Source organism: Symmachiella macrocystis, assembly GCF_007860075.1.
GTDB classification, from domain to species: Bacteria; Planctomycetota; Planctomycetia; order Planctomycetales; family Planctomycetaceae; genus Symmachiella; species Symmachiella macrocystis.
This window is the reverse complement of sequence record NZ_SJPP01000004.1, coordinates 56,249-72,656: the sequence shown is the minus strand read 5'-3', so window position 1 is coordinate 72,656 and position 16,408 is coordinate 56,249. Positions and strand designations below refer to the sequence as shown.

General features: G+C 53.3%; 9 protein-coding genes. 5 read left to right on the top strand and 4 right to left on the bottom strand.

The features are described from left to right. Positions 1-57: 57 nt before the first annotated feature. The 3 genes from CA54_RS27695 to CA54_RS27685 form a co-directional block, all read right to left on the bottom strand. The gene (locus CA54_RS27695; protein ID WP_146374270.1) at positions 58-1,527 is read right to left on the bottom strand and encodes an FAD-dependent oxidoreductase; all 1,470 of its coding nucleotides are present in this window, start codon (positions 1,525-1,527) and stop codon (positions 58-60) included. A 444-nt stretch (positions 1,528-1,971) separates the two neighbouring features. Continuing rightward, positions 1,972-3,063 carry a hypothetical protein gene (locus tag CA54_RS27690; RefSeq protein ID WP_146374269.1) on the bottom strand — a complete coding sequence of 364 codons (1,092 nt, stop codon included), beginning with the start codon at positions 3,061-3,063 and terminating at the stop codon, positions 1,972-1,974. A 272-nt stretch (positions 3,064-3,335) separates the two neighbouring features. Then, positions 3,336-3,941 carry an isochorismatase family protein gene (locus tag CA54_RS27685; RefSeq protein WP_146374268.1) on the bottom strand — a complete coding sequence of 202 codons (606 nt, stop codon included), beginning with the start codon at positions 3,939-3,941 and terminating at the stop codon, positions 3,336-3,338. Positions 3,942-4,256: 315 nt separating this feature from the next. Between CA54_RS27685 and CA54_RS27680 the strand changes: the two genes are divergently transcribed. Then, positions 4,257-5,252 (top strand): alpha/beta hydrolase, encoded by a 996-nt coding sequence (locus CA54_RS27680; protein ID WP_146374267.1) that lies wholly within the window; start codon positions 4,257-4,259, stop codon positions 5,250-5,252. Between the two features lie 39 nt (positions 5,253-5,291). On the opposite strand, the gene CA54_RS27675 is transcribed toward CA54_RS27680, so the two are convergent. Beyond that, a complete protein-coding gene (locus CA54_RS27675) occupies positions 5,292-8,744 on the bottom strand; it encodes a pyruvate carboxylase (RefSeq protein ID WP_146374266.1) in 3,453 nt (1,150 codons plus the stop codon). Positions 8,745-10,303: 1,559 nt separating this feature from the next. Between CA54_RS27675 and CA54_RS27670 the strand changes: the two genes are divergently transcribed. The 4 genes from CA54_RS27670 to CA54_RS27655 all read left to right on the top strand — a co-directional run bounded on the left by CA54_RS27670 (position 10,304) and on the right by CA54_RS27655 (position 16,402). Next, the gene (locus CA54_RS27670; protein WP_146374265.1) at positions 10,304-10,918 is read left to right on the top strand and encodes a hypothetical protein; all 615 of its coding nucleotides are present in this window, start codon (positions 10,304-10,306) and stop codon (positions 10,916-10,918) included. 2 nt (positions 10,919-10,920) lie between these two features. Beyond that, a complete protein-coding gene (locus CA54_RS27665; protein ID WP_146374264.1) occupies positions 10,921-12,537 on the top strand; it encodes a permease in 1,617 nt (538 codons plus the stop codon). A 102-nt stretch (positions 12,538-12,639) separates the two neighbouring features. Beyond that, positions 12,640-13,986, top strand: a complete 1,347-nt coding sequence (locus CA54_RS27660) for a DUF58 domain-containing protein (RefSeq protein WP_146374263.1) — start codon at positions 12,640-12,642, stop codon at positions 13,984-13,986. Then, complete coding sequence (locus CA54_RS27655) at positions 13,964-16,402, top strand: transglutaminase-like domain-containing protein (RefSeq protein WP_197532907.1); 2,439 nt, start codon at positions 13,964-13,966, stop codon at positions 16,400-16,402. The genes CA54_RS27660 and CA54_RS27655 overlap by 23 nt, the downstream gene beginning before the upstream one ends. Positions 16,403-16,408 lie beyond the last annotated feature (6 nt).

Sequence of the window (16,408 nt, the reverse complement as noted above, 5' to 3'; positions counted from 1 at the left end):
GAGTCGCAGTCCCTTCCCAAGTCCGTAGACCGCAATGCCGTCCTCGAACCGGCACTGTTAGGTAGCCTTCTGGACTGTGTCCCAGGATAGTTCATGTGGCATGACTCCCTGCTTGAGGGATGCAACCGACGTCAAACCGGCGGCTTCGCCCATGGGCACAGAGTTTCCGGTCACGCGGTAGCTTGAGTGGGCGATGAAATCGCCGCTGATGCAGCGGCCTGCCATCATCAAACCGTCCACGTCGGCTGCGATCAGTGCCGGAAGCGGAATGTCATAAGCCTTGACTCCCGCAGATCGATAACGCTTAACGTCAGCAGGATTGGAACCATCGGGGAATACGTTGTGAACGTCGATGGCAAAATTTGCCCGACAGACCGCATCTTTGTGGCGCAGGCCGGTGATGACATCATTGCCGGTAATGGTGTAGCGGCCTCGAATGCGGCGGCCTTCACGAACACCGATTTGTTCCGCCGTCGCCACGACTGCAAGATTGCTCCATGGTCCGCCGAGCTTTCTGAGATCATTGACGATTGCATGCACTTCGGCGCGAGCGCGAATAGTCGCTGCGGTAATCTGACCGGCATCTGTTGCAGAAACCCCATATTCATGATTCGTCATCAGTGAAAAGACACCGCTATGAAGATGTCGAAGCGTGGGGGCCCGATAGGAGGGTTTGATTCCTGCCTGCCGCATGAGTTTTAGCAAACGGGCTTTTGCCGCTGATCCGTTTTCTCGGATAAATTCCGAAACCTCCGACGGTTCAATTCCTGTGAGCAGTGCGATCAGTGACATCGGTTGACATTCGCACTGGGAGCCGATGCCAACGTCAAACTGGCATCCTGCCTGTGCAGCCAAGTCGCCATCGCCTGTGCAGTCGATGAATCGCTGGGCCACCCAAGCCTGCCGGCCCGATTTTGACTCCGTAATGGTCGCCACGATCCGATTCTTCTGATCGGTGACGGTTCCCACAACCCTTGTATGCAATTGGATTTTCACACCGGCTTCGACGCACTTTTCCTCAAGCAATAGTTTCATCAACTCCGGGTCATAGACCGTTCCGGATGTCTTCTGGGCGACGGCACTGCCGCGCTCGGCCAAGTCGGTGAGGAGTTCCTGCATGACCCCTGATTTTTTCTCGCCATTCAGAATTTTTGTCAGCAGTCCGGCCGTCCAAACCCCTCCCAAACAACCGCCGACTTCAATGAGCTGCACACTCGCTCCGGCGCGAGCCGCCGCCAGCGCGGCACCAATCCCGGCCGGCCCGCCCCCACAGACGAGCACGTCGCTCTGCCCGGCGACCGGAATCGTACGTGCTGATTCATGAAGTGCATTCTCAGCAATAAGCTCACCATCTGTGCGAAGGACTTCGCCTTTGGTGAACTCTGGAAATGCCGTTGTTGTCTGGCCTTCCTGAGGATCAGCGCCCTCTGCCAAACGAACCTGCACGCCAGTCGATCCAATTGCAGCACCTGCCACAATTGATTTCAGAAACCGCCGCCGGTGTGTTGATGATTCAGAATTCTTCATCAGATGTTGTGCTTCCTCAAAGTGCCGACTCTAGAATGACTCGCTTTTGACAAAATGGCAGGATACGCCAATCAACATTCCGTTGCTATATCAGGGAGATTTTAGAACCTCGACGTTAAAACGAGCGATCTGATCGATCCGTTGTGGCCTTTGCGACTAGGACTTAAATCTCGCGGTTATGCAGACGGCGAACGTGCCTGCCACCGTCTAAGTAAAACAGATGGATAGCAGCCTAGAATCAACACTCCAGGTAACCTTTTTCGTTTGTGAGCACGCGTTCTCAGCAGATCTCAACGGATTTCATATCGCTTTGATGCTCCGTGGGTGCGGAGTTGCTTCAACACTCGAAATAAGAAAGGCGGCCATACATTGGTTTTCGGTTCATCGTGAACGCATCCTCGAGAGTCGCATTGCCAAGTGGCTATCTCACTTGGTCGCATCGACCTACAGCTCAACGGACTGATCACGTCGGATTCTCCGGAGCAACTCAACGGCGATGTCGAGCCGGAACGCGTGGGGGTCAATCCGAGGACCAGCGCCGTGGTTTCCAAACAAATTCCCCGGTCGACACTCGCCCAGTGTGGTCACCGATGGTTCTAGACACGATTCATACGCAGTCAGGAACTCTTCAAAGGCCTCAGCGTCATTGATCAATTCGTCATAGTTCTTCTTCGCGAAAGCCTGTGCGAACAGCGATGTCAAATGATCGTTGTGCTGAATCACCGGTAACAGTTTTTCCATGTCACTAAAAAATGTGATACGAAATGCGGGATCGGGCGCCAGAATGTTGATCAATTGTGGGTCGTCACGCAAGGCATTAAAGAAGCGGTGGCCCGAAGAGGGACGGTCGCCCTCCTCGGGTTTTTCCAGCGTAAAGTACCAGCACGGAATTGGTGTTGATTCCGGCTCATCCTCCTCTCGCAATTTTGCCACAAAGGCCACCATATACGCCTCTCCCGGTTGTTGCGGTGGAGGGAACTTAATTTGGAGGCCACATAGGCCGCACAATAGAAATGGCTCGACTTCGAACAGGGGAGGAGATGGCGGATCACCTTTTGTTTTTTGCTTGGCAATGTGCTCCCACATTCGCTGTAAGATTGCCACGCGATCTGGATTTCCCTCCGACATCGTCGCCAAGAATCCACTGGGGTTGTGAAAAGCGGACTCGGGAAGCACGGCGTGGGACAGTATAAAGCTAGTCGATCGCTCCGTGGGATCGTGTTGTCCGTCCGATGTGGTGGCAGCATGCATTGATTGAGCATCCTTTGTCGGTTTGTTTGTCGGTTCGGCGGGCGACGTCAGGAGTCCGCAGGCGAAAAGCACGACTCCCAAAATCAACGATATTAAAATCGTCGGTGTGACAAAATCGCCCCCGGCAGGTCGCACACCCATCATGGCAGTAAACAGGTTCAAGAAAAGTCCTAATACAACTCCAACCGCTCCCATAATCAAACCACGTTTGAACGTCCCCGCTTCTGACCAGTCCTTCTCCATAAACATTTGTCCGATTCTGATCAATTTCAGAATGTCGCCCATGGAATCTCCCCCCGAATTCGATGGCACCTCAAAACGAGAGCGGCAACAAGCCACCGCTTCACGGTCGACGTGCACTATGCGCCATTTCGAATCCGGATGCAAATTTTGGGACTCAAAGTGATTTCGCAGTTCCTCAGAATACTGTGTGACGGTTTCACCGATGGCTTGTGCCGAGAGAAGCTGCGCGTCGCGCTGACATAGCGACTGTGGCTTTCACTCTTGACCATCTACAATAGTTGGGAGCATGGCGATGCCAGCAAGATTGCATACCCTTAGCCAGAATGGCTCGAAGGCAATTTCTCCGGCGGAATAAGACCTTTCCTCACCAAATTCGCGTCTTCCCGTAGACGGTTGTCTTCGTCATCTGTGCGGATGAGTTCGTAATACAAGGATTTCCATGTCGTAGGAATCGCGCCACAAGCATACATACGAGCCAGAGCAGCACTGGTATCGGTTGCGGAACTCAGAACACAATCCTCGATCAGGAAGACGTCGAGCCCCATCCGCAGTAATCCTAAGACTGACTGCAGGACACAAACATCAGTTTCTGCGCCCACAACCGCTACCTGTTTTCTGTTGAATTTCAGCAGTGCATTTCGAATGTCAGTCTCCGCAGACAGGTCGTACGCCAACTTGGAGAATATGATTCCAGATTTCGGAAAGCATTTTGCTAGAGCATCGACCATACGTCCTTTTCGTGCAATTGGCTCTTCTGCTGTAGCCAGCACCGGGATATTCAATGTCTCGCACATTAGCAACATTTGTTGGATGCGACCGATTACCGCCTGGTCGTTGCGGGATGCTGTGTCGACGAACTGAGGTTGGAGATCGACTAAGACAACAATCAGAGACGACCTATCGGCAGAAGCTGGATTCATGCAGTCATTCCTCGCTGACGATGACGTTGGCAGATGATATGCAGAGTAGAAGCTGTATCGTTCCAGAATAACCAGTAATCTGATGTCCGCTACATCTTTGGATCATGGACTTCCTCAGGAGTAGTTTACACGCTAATCCCGATGTCCACTATTCCTGGAGAAGTCCAGACTGCAGTTCACGACAACAGGAGGCTGCGGCAATTGACCGGACGGATGCGCTCGACTATTTTGCAGTGGGCGTAATGACGAAGAATTCGAATAATGATACCAGTAAACTACGTCGGGATCGGAATTCAATCTCAATGAGGCGAGTCCATGCGATACCTTGTACTGTTCGTGATTCTGGGCGTGAGTGCCTCCACCTGCAGCGGGCAAACAGCATTGCCCGGCAAACTGGACCAACTCAAGATCAAAACCACACTCGTCTCCAACCCCGCTACCGTCGACGTACTTCTGCCGCCTGGATATGAACAGGCTTCCCAGCCTTTCCCATTGTTTATCTGGTTGCATGGCGGAACCTCTGGGAAAGACGTCCTGGGAAATCACATGCGGCCCTTTATTGAGAAGGCCTGGGCGACCGGTGATCTTGTGCCTTGTGTCGTAGTGGCACCGGTCACCGGGGCTTCCTTCTACATTGACTGGCACGATGGCACAAACCAATGGGACACGTTTATTACGGGCCAGATGTTAAACGACATGCGTGAACAATATCACGTCATAAAGGACCGAACGGGAACCGTGATCGGAGGCAGCTCGTTTGGAGGGCAGGGCACGCTAAGGATCGCATTTCGTCACCCGAGAATGTTTGCCGCAGCGGTTTCCATCGCCCCCGGTTTTCCCGCTGTGCTGAAGCTTGAGGATTGGGACATCAGCTATTTCGACGCTAAGGTCTTGGCTGATCACGGATCGCGTTTTGGCAATCCCGTTGATAGAGCTTTTTGGCGCAGTACGCATCCCCCGACGATGGTCATCGATAATCCGAAGAAATTGCGAGAGTCAGGCCTGCAACTGCTCATCGAGGTTGGCGATGAAGACGCAAACGGGAACTTCCGTTCGGTTGAATTGCTGCACCGGCTACTGTTCGACGCAGCGATTGAACATGATTACCATTTGCATCGAGGTGCCGCGCATGTCGGTCGCTCGAAAGAATGGCGTTATCCAGAGGTCTTTCGTTTTATTACCCGTGCTTTGAAACCGATGAAAGAAAAAGACCCGAGCGCCGAGCGACACAAGCGAAAAGCAATTCAGCGGGGCCGGTATAAACCACGCACCACCAACGAATTGCCATTCACGCCGGTGGTATTTGAATAAGCTGGCGACGATCGAGTTCTCCTCCAGATGGGACGGCGATCACTCCTTCGGTTCTACGGTCATCAGTAGGTCGCCGCTTTCGACTTGAGTCCCGCTGTGAACTAAAGTTTCAGCGACGATACCGTCATGTTCTGCGGCGACGATCGTCTGCATCTTCATCGCTTCGAGCATGAGGAGTTTCTGGCCCTTGGCAACAGCATCTCCCGTTTGGACGGCAATGTTCACAACCATTCCGGGCATGCTGGCCGCTACATGTGATGGGTCGTTTGGATCCGCTTTGAGATGACGCGGGGCATCAGGTTCAAGAGACCGGTCGGTGATGGTGACTTCACGGGGCTGGCCGTTGAGTTCGAAGAAAACTGTGCGGCGCCCATCTTCATGTGCCTCACCGACGGTTTGAAGGCGAATGATCAGCGTCTTGCCCGGTTCGATTTCGACGGAGATCTCTTCTCCCGGTTCCAGTCCGTAGAGGAACGCTGGTGTCGGTAGGACACTCGTGTCGCCGTAGGTCTGGTCGTGTCGTGCGAAATCTTCAAACACCTCTGGATAGAGGAGATGTGATAAAGCTTCGCGGTGTGTCGGTTTGTGGCCCAGAATTTCTTGAAGCTTGTCGTTGGACTGTTCAAAATCTGCCGGGGGAAGGTTCGCACCGGGACGGCCTTCGACGGGTGATTCCCCACGCAAGATTCGCTTTTGCACATTGGCTGGAAACCCACCCGGTGTTTGGCCCATCCGCCCACTGATTAAATCGACGACCGATTGAGGAAAGGCCAACTCACGATTTGAAGAGACGACATCCTCGGTTGTCATCTCATTCGAGATCAAAAAGAGTGCCATGTCGCCAACCGCCTTCGATGTGGGCGTCACTTTCACAATGTCGCCGAATAGTTGGTTGACATCCGCATACATGCGACAGACTTCGCTCCAGCGATCTGCCAAACCCAGAGCGCGCGCTTGCTGGTAAAGATTGGTGTACTGACCGCCCGGCATTTGATGCTGATAAAGATCGCTGCCGGCAGGCAGGACGGGACTCTCAAATGGTGTATAGAATTCACGGACCGCGCGCCAATAATCCGCAATTTCATCAAGCCGGGCTGACTGCAGACCGGTTTCACGATCGGTGAGTTTTATCGACTCGACGAGCGTATTCAAGTTCGGCTGTGACGTTCCGCCGGAGAGCGGAGCCAGCGCCGCATCGACGATGTGGACTCCAGCTTCTGCTGCTTTGACAAGCGATGCCGCCTGTACCCCGCCTGTATCATGGGTATGGAAATGGATTGGCAGGCCAACTTCCTGACGCAATGTCTTGACCAGCAATTCCGCCGCATACGGTTTGCAAAGCCCCGCCATATCCTTAATGGCGAGAATGTGAGCTCCCATGCCTTCCAGACGTTTTGCCATCTCCACATAGTATTTCAAGTCGTATTTGGATTGGCGGGGGTCAAGAATATCACCGGTGTAGCAAATGGTCGCCTCACAGATCGCACCGGATTCGATGACGGCATCCATCGCGACTTGCATGTTCTCAACCCAGTTCAAAGCGTCAAACACACGGAAGACATCGATTCCAGCCCCCGCTGCTTCCTTGACGAACTCTCGAACGACGTTGTCGGGATAATTTGTGTAGCCGACCGCATTGGATGCTCGCAGCAACATCTGAAACAGAATATTGGGCACACGGTCTCTCAATTCGGAAAGCCGCTGCCAGGGATACTCTTTGAGGAAGCGCATCGACGTGTCGAACGTGGCACCGCCCCACATTTCCAGTGAAAACAGTTCCGGACAATGCCGTGCATAGACATCGGCAATTCGCAACATGTCATAAGTTCGCAGCCGCGTCGCTAAGAGGGATTGGTGGGCATCGCGAAACGTCGTGTCAGTCAAAAGCAGAGGTTTATGCTCCAGCAATGACTTCGAAAACTTCTCGGCTCCGAGACGCTGAAACTTCTGTCGCATGCTGTCGGGAATCGGCGCGGTCGATTGAAATTTGGGCAGTGGGGCAGGAATGCGGCGTGTTGCCACCGGTCGGTTTTTCACAAGTGAATTGCCGTTTACAATCGTCTCCCCCAGATAGGCCAGCAATTTTGTGGCCCGGTCCTTTCTCGGCGGGAAGTCAAATAGCTCCGGAGTTTCATCGATAAAGGTGGTCGTGCAGTTCCCCTCGATAAAAGTGGAATGCATGACCAGCTTAATGAGGAACGGAATATTGGTTTTGACGCCACGAATGCGAAACTCCTGCAAACAGCGTTCAATGCGATGTGCAGCATCCGGAAACTTACGAGCCCAAGCGGTCACTTTGACCAATAAAGAATCATAGAACGGATAAACCACCGCTCCAGAGAATGCAGTGCCTGCGTCGAGACGAATACCCATGCCGCTGGCGGAACGATAGTGAGTGATACGGCCATAATCCGGCATGAAAAGATTTTCAGTATCCTCTGTCGTCACCCGGCATTGGATGGCAAAACCGTGGGTGGAGATTGCCTCTTGCGACGACAAGTCGATCACTGGATCCTCAAGTCGTGTCCCTTGAGCGATGAGGATCTGTGATTTGACAATATCAACACCGGTGACCTGTTCGGTAACCGTGTGCTCGACCTGAATCCGTGGGTTGACTTCGATGAAGTAGAAGTCGTTGGTATCGGCGTCGATGAGAAATTCGACAGTTCCCGCGTTCTGGTAGTCCACCGCTCGGCCGATGGCCACTGCAGAATCACAGAGCGCCTGCCGCAGACTTGTCTCCAGGTTGGGAGCCGGCGCAATCTCAACCACCTTTTGGTGCCGCCTTTGTACGGAACAATCACGCTCATAGAGATGGACCAACTGACCATGTTGGTCGCCGAGCAACTGCACTTCAATGTGTCGCGCCCGCTCAACAAACCTCTCAACGAAGATGTCTGGACTGCCGAAGGCGGTGAGTGATTCCCGCCGAGCCTGATCGAATGCCTGTTCAAATTCTGTGGCATCACGCACAACACGCATGCCGCGCCCGCCTCCCCCGTGAGCTGCTTTGAGAATAACTGGGAATCCGACCTGCTCTGTGAATTGCAATCCCTGTTCAGCATCAGTGATGGCTCCTCCACCTCCACCGAGCACCGGGACGTTCGCCTTTTCGGCAACCAAGCGTGCAGAAATCTTGTCGCCCAATTGCTTGAGCGTCTGGACGCGCGGTCCCACAAAAACGATTCCTGCATCCTCGCACGCCTGGGCGAACTGCGGATTCTCTGAGAGAAATCCATAGCCAGGGTGGATTGCGTCAATATTCTGCTCTTTTGCCAAGGTGATAATGGCATCGATATCTAGGTAAGCTTGGATGGGCTCGCCCGGTTTACCGATTTGATAAGCTTCGTCCGCTTTGAAGCGGTGCAAGGCGTAACGGTCTTCATGAGAGTAGATCGCCACCGTCTGGATCCCCAACTCGTGGGCACTCCGAAAGATCCGGATGGCAATCTCACTACGATTTGCAGCTAACAGTCGCTTTATTTCAGTCATCTTCGAAGAATACTCGCGGTTAGAATGGAAAGGAATCAGCCTAATCATAGCAACAATCCATTATCATTCGAGGAGAACGCGGATGCTTTTTTGGACATTGCCGGATTCTTGAGCTGGACAGTGGTCATTCGCTAGATCTCGATTGATCGCATACCGGCCAGCGTGGCCCTCCTGCGGCTTCGAAGGCCTCGGCTGGTTCATCCCTCCCGCCTTACAGTTGACGCGCGATAGCCTTGATCGGGAGCGATTCCACGTTGCCGTCGGACGCACAAGGCGGACCGTTCAAAATCGCAGCCGCAAATGCGCAGGGGCACCTTACATCGCGCCCGCACCGTTAAAGCAGGGCTGTCGCGGAGTCGGCCCCCCGCAGAGTGACGGCGATTGTCAGTGTGACTAAGGGGACTTTACGTTGACGAATCTGACTTTCCAACAAGAAATTGCCCCAAAGCGGGGGCTGTGGCGGCCTGGACCGGGATCGGGCGTCGATCGTTTAAGGCGAGGCTGCGCAAATGGTCGACGAATCGCCTGATTTCCCCCAGAGGTTGAAGGCCGCCGATACCCTATGACGGCTCAGGTCTCGCCGTAAGTGCTCGTTCTACGAGGCGAGAGGTTTCGGCGGCATAAACCGGCCGTATCTTCGAAACGGCTGCTTTTGCACAATATCTGCAAATACACTTCAAACGCATTGACTGTTGCCAGCGTACCATTGATAATGGAGTTATTGGGCATTTTCACCTCTCTGTTTTCCATCTCGCTGTTAGAGTGTCCTGGTTCGAAGGTAAATCTTGGTACACTTTGTTCGACAATTTGTGACCCTCGCAGCGATGCTGGCGTTTCTCTTGCAAGTCACGTGCGGCAATGCGTTGCATGATTTGCACTGCTCGTCGGGGGAATGCAGTCAGTGTGAGGCAAGCTGTGAGCATTCCAGTTCGACATGCTGCCACAGCCACGCTCACACCAAATCGCATGCTCACACACACAGTCATGGGCACGAACACCATGCGAGCGAAAATCCGAGAAATACGCCTACGCCCACCCCGAAGAAGCACGATCCTTCTGACTGTGCCATCTGTAAGCTGCTTTGCCAGTCGCAGAGCCTGTGCACAATAGTCACCCTCTCATCGGCTTTCGGCCTTGTGCATTTCACGGATGGTCTTGCCCAGCCGAAACGCCCGCTTTTCAAACCGGCCTTCAGCCGGTCCCGTGCTCCGCCATGTTGCTCTCTAGCAGCACGCGACTAAGTTGAATCGCAGTTGCTCAGCATCGCCGGTTTTGCAGCAGCTTTACTCTGCGGTGCTTCATTGCGCAACTGATTCATTTCGTTGATGTCAATCCGAATACGGATTGCGTCCAAGCTCAGCTTGGGAAGACGGCGTCGCTGTGCAGATCGTGTTGTCATGTTTAACCAACAAGACCCGGCAATTGCATCGACTTACGTCCGGCGAATGCTGCCGCAAAGGCCGTGCTTGTATTCACTATAGAGTCATTCGATGAATCCCGCTCTTCGTAGCGCGAGCGTGAGAGGTTCAGAGTTATTTTGATCCAGAAAGGCAGGAATAATGCGCGCGTTGACGTTTCAGCTGAGCATGATCATCGCATTGTGCGGCAGCGTTTGCGGATGTGGGACAGCGGCCGATGAGACTAACCAGAACGGAGAATCCACTTCTCAGCCTGTCCCTGAAGACCATAGCCACAACGAAGATCATCACGGATTACACTCACATGCCCATGATCACAGCAAAGCCCAACCGCTCCACGGCGGTGAGCTGGTCGAAGTTGGTCATACACACAATAAAGATGGGGCGAGACATTATTTCGCGGAGGTCATGCCGCTGCATGCCGGGGAGGTTCAATTCTTCTTGGCGAGAGAATCTGACCACAGCGGTCTTGAAGATTATCGACCCGATACCCGCGAGATTGTTGCATTAGTGGACGCAGTCAGTGAGAAGCGGCCAACGTCCAAAGAGATTCGCTTTGCCGCTGAAGACATCGATGGTCAGCCCTTAAAGTTTTCCGCAAATCTTAATGATGTCTATCCCGATGCTGAAGAATTAATGATTGTGATTCCCAAGTTAAAGGTGGGCCAAGAACGGATGAACTTCAGCTTCTCAATCACACGTCAGGGTACAGACTCAGAGAGCGAACATGAGCATCACCAACAGGATGAGAAGTAACCATGTTTTTCCTGCCAATTTTTGCAGACGGAGCCGGCTATCGCGGCTTTCTGACTGACTTCAATACAACCTTTTGGAGTGCGGTGCTGAGAATCACCGAGGCCATGGTTGATGCAGCACCGTTTCTGGTCGCGGGTGTTTTAGCAGCCGGAATATTACGTGGTTTGGTGGGAGCCCAACGCGTGCGGAGCTTGCTAGGCGTCGGGCATTGGACAGGCCCGTTTCGTGCTTGGGCCATGGGTGTCCTTTTGCCGATTTGTTCATTAGGAGCGTTGCCGGTAGCTCGAGAACTCCGTCGCGCAGGGGTACCAAGCGGAACAGTGTTGAGTTTTGTACTGGTGGCCCCTGTGCTCAACCCCGTGTCGATTGTCTACGGGCTGAGTCACATCGCTCCTGTGATGTTGTTGTATTTTGCGGTGGGCACATTCGTGGTTTCCGTCGGGATTGGCTTGATCTGGAATCGCGTCGTTTCCGAAAAACAGGACATTGATCCGGAAGATCTTGAGCAAGCGCCCCGCCGCAGTATTGATCGCCTGGCTGTGATGGGCAGCACGACGGCTCGGTCATTGGTGGGACCGGCTGCGATCGATTACGGCTTAGCATTGCTGGCTGTCGGATTCTTGGGAGCATTTTTGCCGCACGGCGTTTTGCAGACGGGGTTGACGCGCGACAACGTTTTCGCGCCGGTCATCATGGGTTTGGTAGCGATTCCCGTATACGTGACCCCAACTGAGGTCATGATGCATTTCGGGCACATCGTGCGGGACGGTTACTCTTTGGGCGCGGCCTTTGCCCTCATCATTCTCGGAGCGGGAGCCAACGTGGGTGTCGCGAATTGGCTCCGCCGTGATTACGGAATGAAGTCGCTGCTGTTGTTTGTCTCACTGTTGATCGGAGCGACGTTAGCGATCGGATTAACGGCAGACCGCACGATCATCAGCGGAAACGCCACTGTCGCTGATCATACGCACGCGTTCGACCCCTTCACACGGCTAGCGCTTGTCAGTGATTATCAATCGAATATCGGTTGGGTCTGGGCGGAAGTCACTCGAAAAATCACGATCGATCAAATCTGTGGTTTGGGACTGTTTATATTGTTGGCCCTGCTGGGAATCGTCTTAAGACTCCTGGGGGATCGAGTGAGCATCGAGCATCTCCTGCGCAATGACCAAGAAGAGATCGCTACGACTGCTTATTCTCCCTGGAACCCCAGATTAACACCGTTGCAGCTCTATTTCGTAGGAGCGGTTTGCTCGATCGTCTTGGGAATCGTCGGTCTATTTTTATATTACCCACCCTCCGATGATTTGTTCGACGACATGAGCAATATTCGCATCAGCGCGTATGACGCCGTTCGAGATCAGGACGTACGCGAGTCTCGACGTCGTTTGGAACAATTACGCAGTCATGCAGAGAAACTGACAACGAGCGTCTTGATCCGCTGGCAAGAGCCGACCGAGGCTCAGAAAGAGAGTGTGGAGGAGGTTCTCTACAGTCTCGACACTTTGGAGGATTATGTGGTGGCAGGCCGTTTTCAAGAAGCGCGAACCATGATCACCTACGTCGAAAAAACTTACAGAAAATGTCGCTCGGAATTTCGCATGATTGGGTTGAATTAGTTTTACAACAAAATCTTTCCACTTCCGACCCGATGCTGTTTAAAAAATTTATGAGCCGGTCGGCCGGTTTCAGGCTGCTTGCTAAATTCTGAAGGAATCCGAATGAAACGAAATCTGTCGGAATTTCTATCAAAGATCACCGACCGTATTATGGCGGTCGGGAACTACGATTATTGTCCATGGGCAAACAAATATGTCTACTGGCTGAAGCAACCGATCGGCTGGTTTGTGCTAGCTGCGATCGCATCGGCGGTCATTGGTCTCTTTGCGGTTCCACAAGGCTGGTTCGTCTGTGGAGTCGTTTCGTTGGTGACTGCGTTGGGTGTCGCATGGCCTTGGTTGGCCATGCGGGGATTGACGGCCGAAATCGAGTTTGATCGACGCCGCTGTCGCGAACAGGATTCGATACAGGTCACACTCGTTGTAACCAACCGTTGGCCTTGGGCGGTCTGGGGACTGTTGGTTGAACGAGGTTTCTTCGAAAGCGCCGGTGAAATCCAAAGCGAAACCGCGACAACGGCTTTGGCCAGTGTCAGCGGTTGGTCTAAAACCCAATTCACGTTTGAGTATGTACCTCCTCGACGTGGAGTCTATCCGTTACAGGCACCGTTATTGGGCACGGGATTTCCTTTCGGTTTGTGGCAGGCCCATCAGCCGATTGCCTTGAACGAACAGTTGATCGTTTGGCCTCGTTGCGTCGATTTGAAATCGTTGCCGCTACTTCAAGGAGAGCGACTCTCGGCGGTCGGAGCCTTTGTGGATAGAGCGGGCCACGACGGTGATATTCTCTCCGCTCGCGATTATCGAGAAGGGGATTCGCTGAGGAGGATTCATTGGACGCAAACGGCTCGTCGAGACAGATTGATTGTCTGTGAGCGTCAGACAGCCTCGCGGCAGATGATTGTCGTGACACTTGATCCTTGGGCGTTTGCTGATCAGACCCCCCAAGATCGAATATTACTCGACTGGGGTCTGAGGACTGTAGCCAGCCTCTGCCAAGAGTTTCATGGCCACGCTTGTGATTTGAGTTGTGAACTCAATGACGAGCGTCAAGCAGTTCCCGCCGCCACCGCCGCCATCCAACAAATCAATGATCGCTTGGCTCGTTACACACCCTTGCCTGCTGCACCAAAAGGAAGCATTACCGTCAGCACCGGTGACCGAGCTCAAATGACTCTCTTCGTGACAACCGTTGCCGGCTGGGAACGTCTCGGCAGGTCATCATGGCTGGGCGAAATCGCTTCATTTCACGTGATCGTTTTGGATCCAGGATCAACTCCGCAAAACCATGGGCAAACTCCACCTTACGATTTCAACCGCGCTGAAACACCACAATCCGCTGTCCGAAGTACCAAACCTTGGATGTGGATCGACATCTCTGAGGACACCTCCCAACAACTTCGACATCAATGGGAAAGGCAATGCCATGACAACTGGTCAGTCAATTAAAGCTAGCGCCTCTCCAGTGCCGCGGTCGCACGTGCAACCGTTATCCAAACACACGTCGGAATTCGGGACCCTGTTGCTAGCAACTGTGGCCGCCATCGCCCTATTCATACCCCGCTTTGAATCCACGCGATCCGTTAGTTTGTTAATCGTCTCGGCCTTGCTATCAGCCGGTTTGCCCTGGGGCATTTGGTGGTTCCTCCGTGAAGATCAATCCCCCAAGAACAAGCTGATTCAATATGCCCCGGTGATCATCACCGCTTGGGTGTTGTGGTCAATGCTCACGGAGCTTTTTTCTCGCGCCATTGGATTGGGAGAGGCGCCGGAAATACTGATGCTGACGACTCTCCAAAATGCCGGATTGATCACTGCGGCTTACTCGCATTGGCGTCGCTGCCAACAAGTCGCTTGTTTGATCAGCAGTTTTCTGACGCTTTATGTCCTAATCATTTGTTCGCAGCCTGTAGTTTTTGTTCTGGCGGGATTATTCGGTGTGATGATGCTGTGGTGGCTCATGGCCCGTTATTGGGAGCGAGTCAGCAATACTTACGCCTCACACCGTTCCGACCGCTGCCTACCGGTCCGTTCGTCTGTATTGGCGAGCGTTGCAGGGGGACTGCTGCTACTGGCGGCGCTCTTCGGCACGACCGGTGGGGCCACATACGTTTTGGGCGGTTTTATGCCGACTTCTGGCGGAAACAGCGACAGCAATGATTTGGCACGTTCTGGAGTCGGTGACGGTGACGCGATGGTCGCTGCCCAAGAAGACGCTAACAGTTTCGGACCGGTTGAAAGCGACCTATTTCTCGAATCCGAAATGCCCTCTTTATACGACATGATGAATGAAGCATACGGTGAGCCGCTGAAACCTCCCAAAAAACGAGAGCGTGCCATGGGGCTCCCGCAGGGCAACATGAAAATCACGCACCAACGCACTGCAAAAACGGAACGTAGTGGCAAAGAATTTTCCACTGTTCGGCGAATGGTCGAGCGAACCAAATCGGATCTCAAAGATCGCAAAGCCCCGGCTTTATTGCATGTCGTCGGTCGTGTACCACTGCACTTGGCGATCGAGCGGTTCGACACCTTCAACGGTCGTGACTGGGAGCATTCCAACGAAAAATTAAATCATTCCAATCTCTCACTTCAGAGACAAGATGAGAAGCCATGGGTGCAAGTACAACCCGCAGCCAACTTTGCCATTCCGGGTGGTCTGGAAACTCATGGTGTGAAATTAATTAACCTCAAGACTAAACGTGTCCCCTCTCCTCCCCAAATCACAGCTGTGCATATCGACAAGATCGACCTCGTGGATTTCTACGGCTGGTCGACAGATGGTGTCGTGGAGCTGCCTCAACGCGACTTGATCCCGCAATTGACAGTGCTCTATACCCAATCCGCCAAGGTGAATCTCACCAGCTTACGCGAGTTGGACTTCACTGAGAGCTTTCGGACACCGCGGCAATTCCGTGAAGATCAACAAAATTCATGGGCAGCGATCACGTCTACAACCATGAAGCGGCATCTGGAAATTCCTCCTCAGAGCCAAAAGGCGGCCACGCTCGCCGCGGAGTGGACCAAGGGGGTCCCCCGAGGTTGGCAGCAAGTGGAAGCGATCGTTTCGCACTTGAGATCGGAATTCACACGTGATTCTCTCGCAACAGTTCCGGAAGCGAGCGACGATGTGGTGAGCCATTTTCTGAATGCGGGGCGCGGCCCGGATTATTTGTTTGCCACCACTGCAGCCGTCATGCTCCGCTCACAAGGATATCCGACCCGGCTCGTCACCGGATTCTATGCTGATCCCCAAAATTACGATCGAGCCGGAGGGCAGACCATCGTCTTACCGGAGGACGTTCATGCTTGGGCGGAAGTCGGAGTCGGTGGCTCCAAGTGGGTCGCTATAGAACCGACACCCGGCTACGAACCTCCGCCGGAAGTTTTGACCTGGAAGCAACAATTCGCTCAGCTCGCGGCTGCCATGCTGAGCTGGTTGAAAGCGAATGTTGTGCTGCTTCTCAGTGGGGGATTGGTACTTTTTAGTATTTGGTACACCCGATTCACTTGGCTCGATTGGGGCTTCATCAGCTTAATCCGGCTTTGGCGTTGGGGGCATCCGATCCACAGAATTCGAGCCACCCTGTACATGTTGGAGTATCGCTCCTGGCTGGCGGGATTGCCGCGCCCGGCGACAGTGACTGTTCGTCAATGGTACCTCGATCGCTCCGAAGGACTGTCGGAAAAATCAAGAAATCAATTATCGTTTTTTATCAATATCTTGGAGCGTACTCTGTATGCTCCCGCGACTTTACAAACCACCGATCGTGACCAAACGGCCCATGCTTGCAGAAACGCCATTCAGCATCTGCGAACGCCACAGTTACGTTCTTGGGCCCAACAAGGAGACCTTCAGCAATGACGAAGC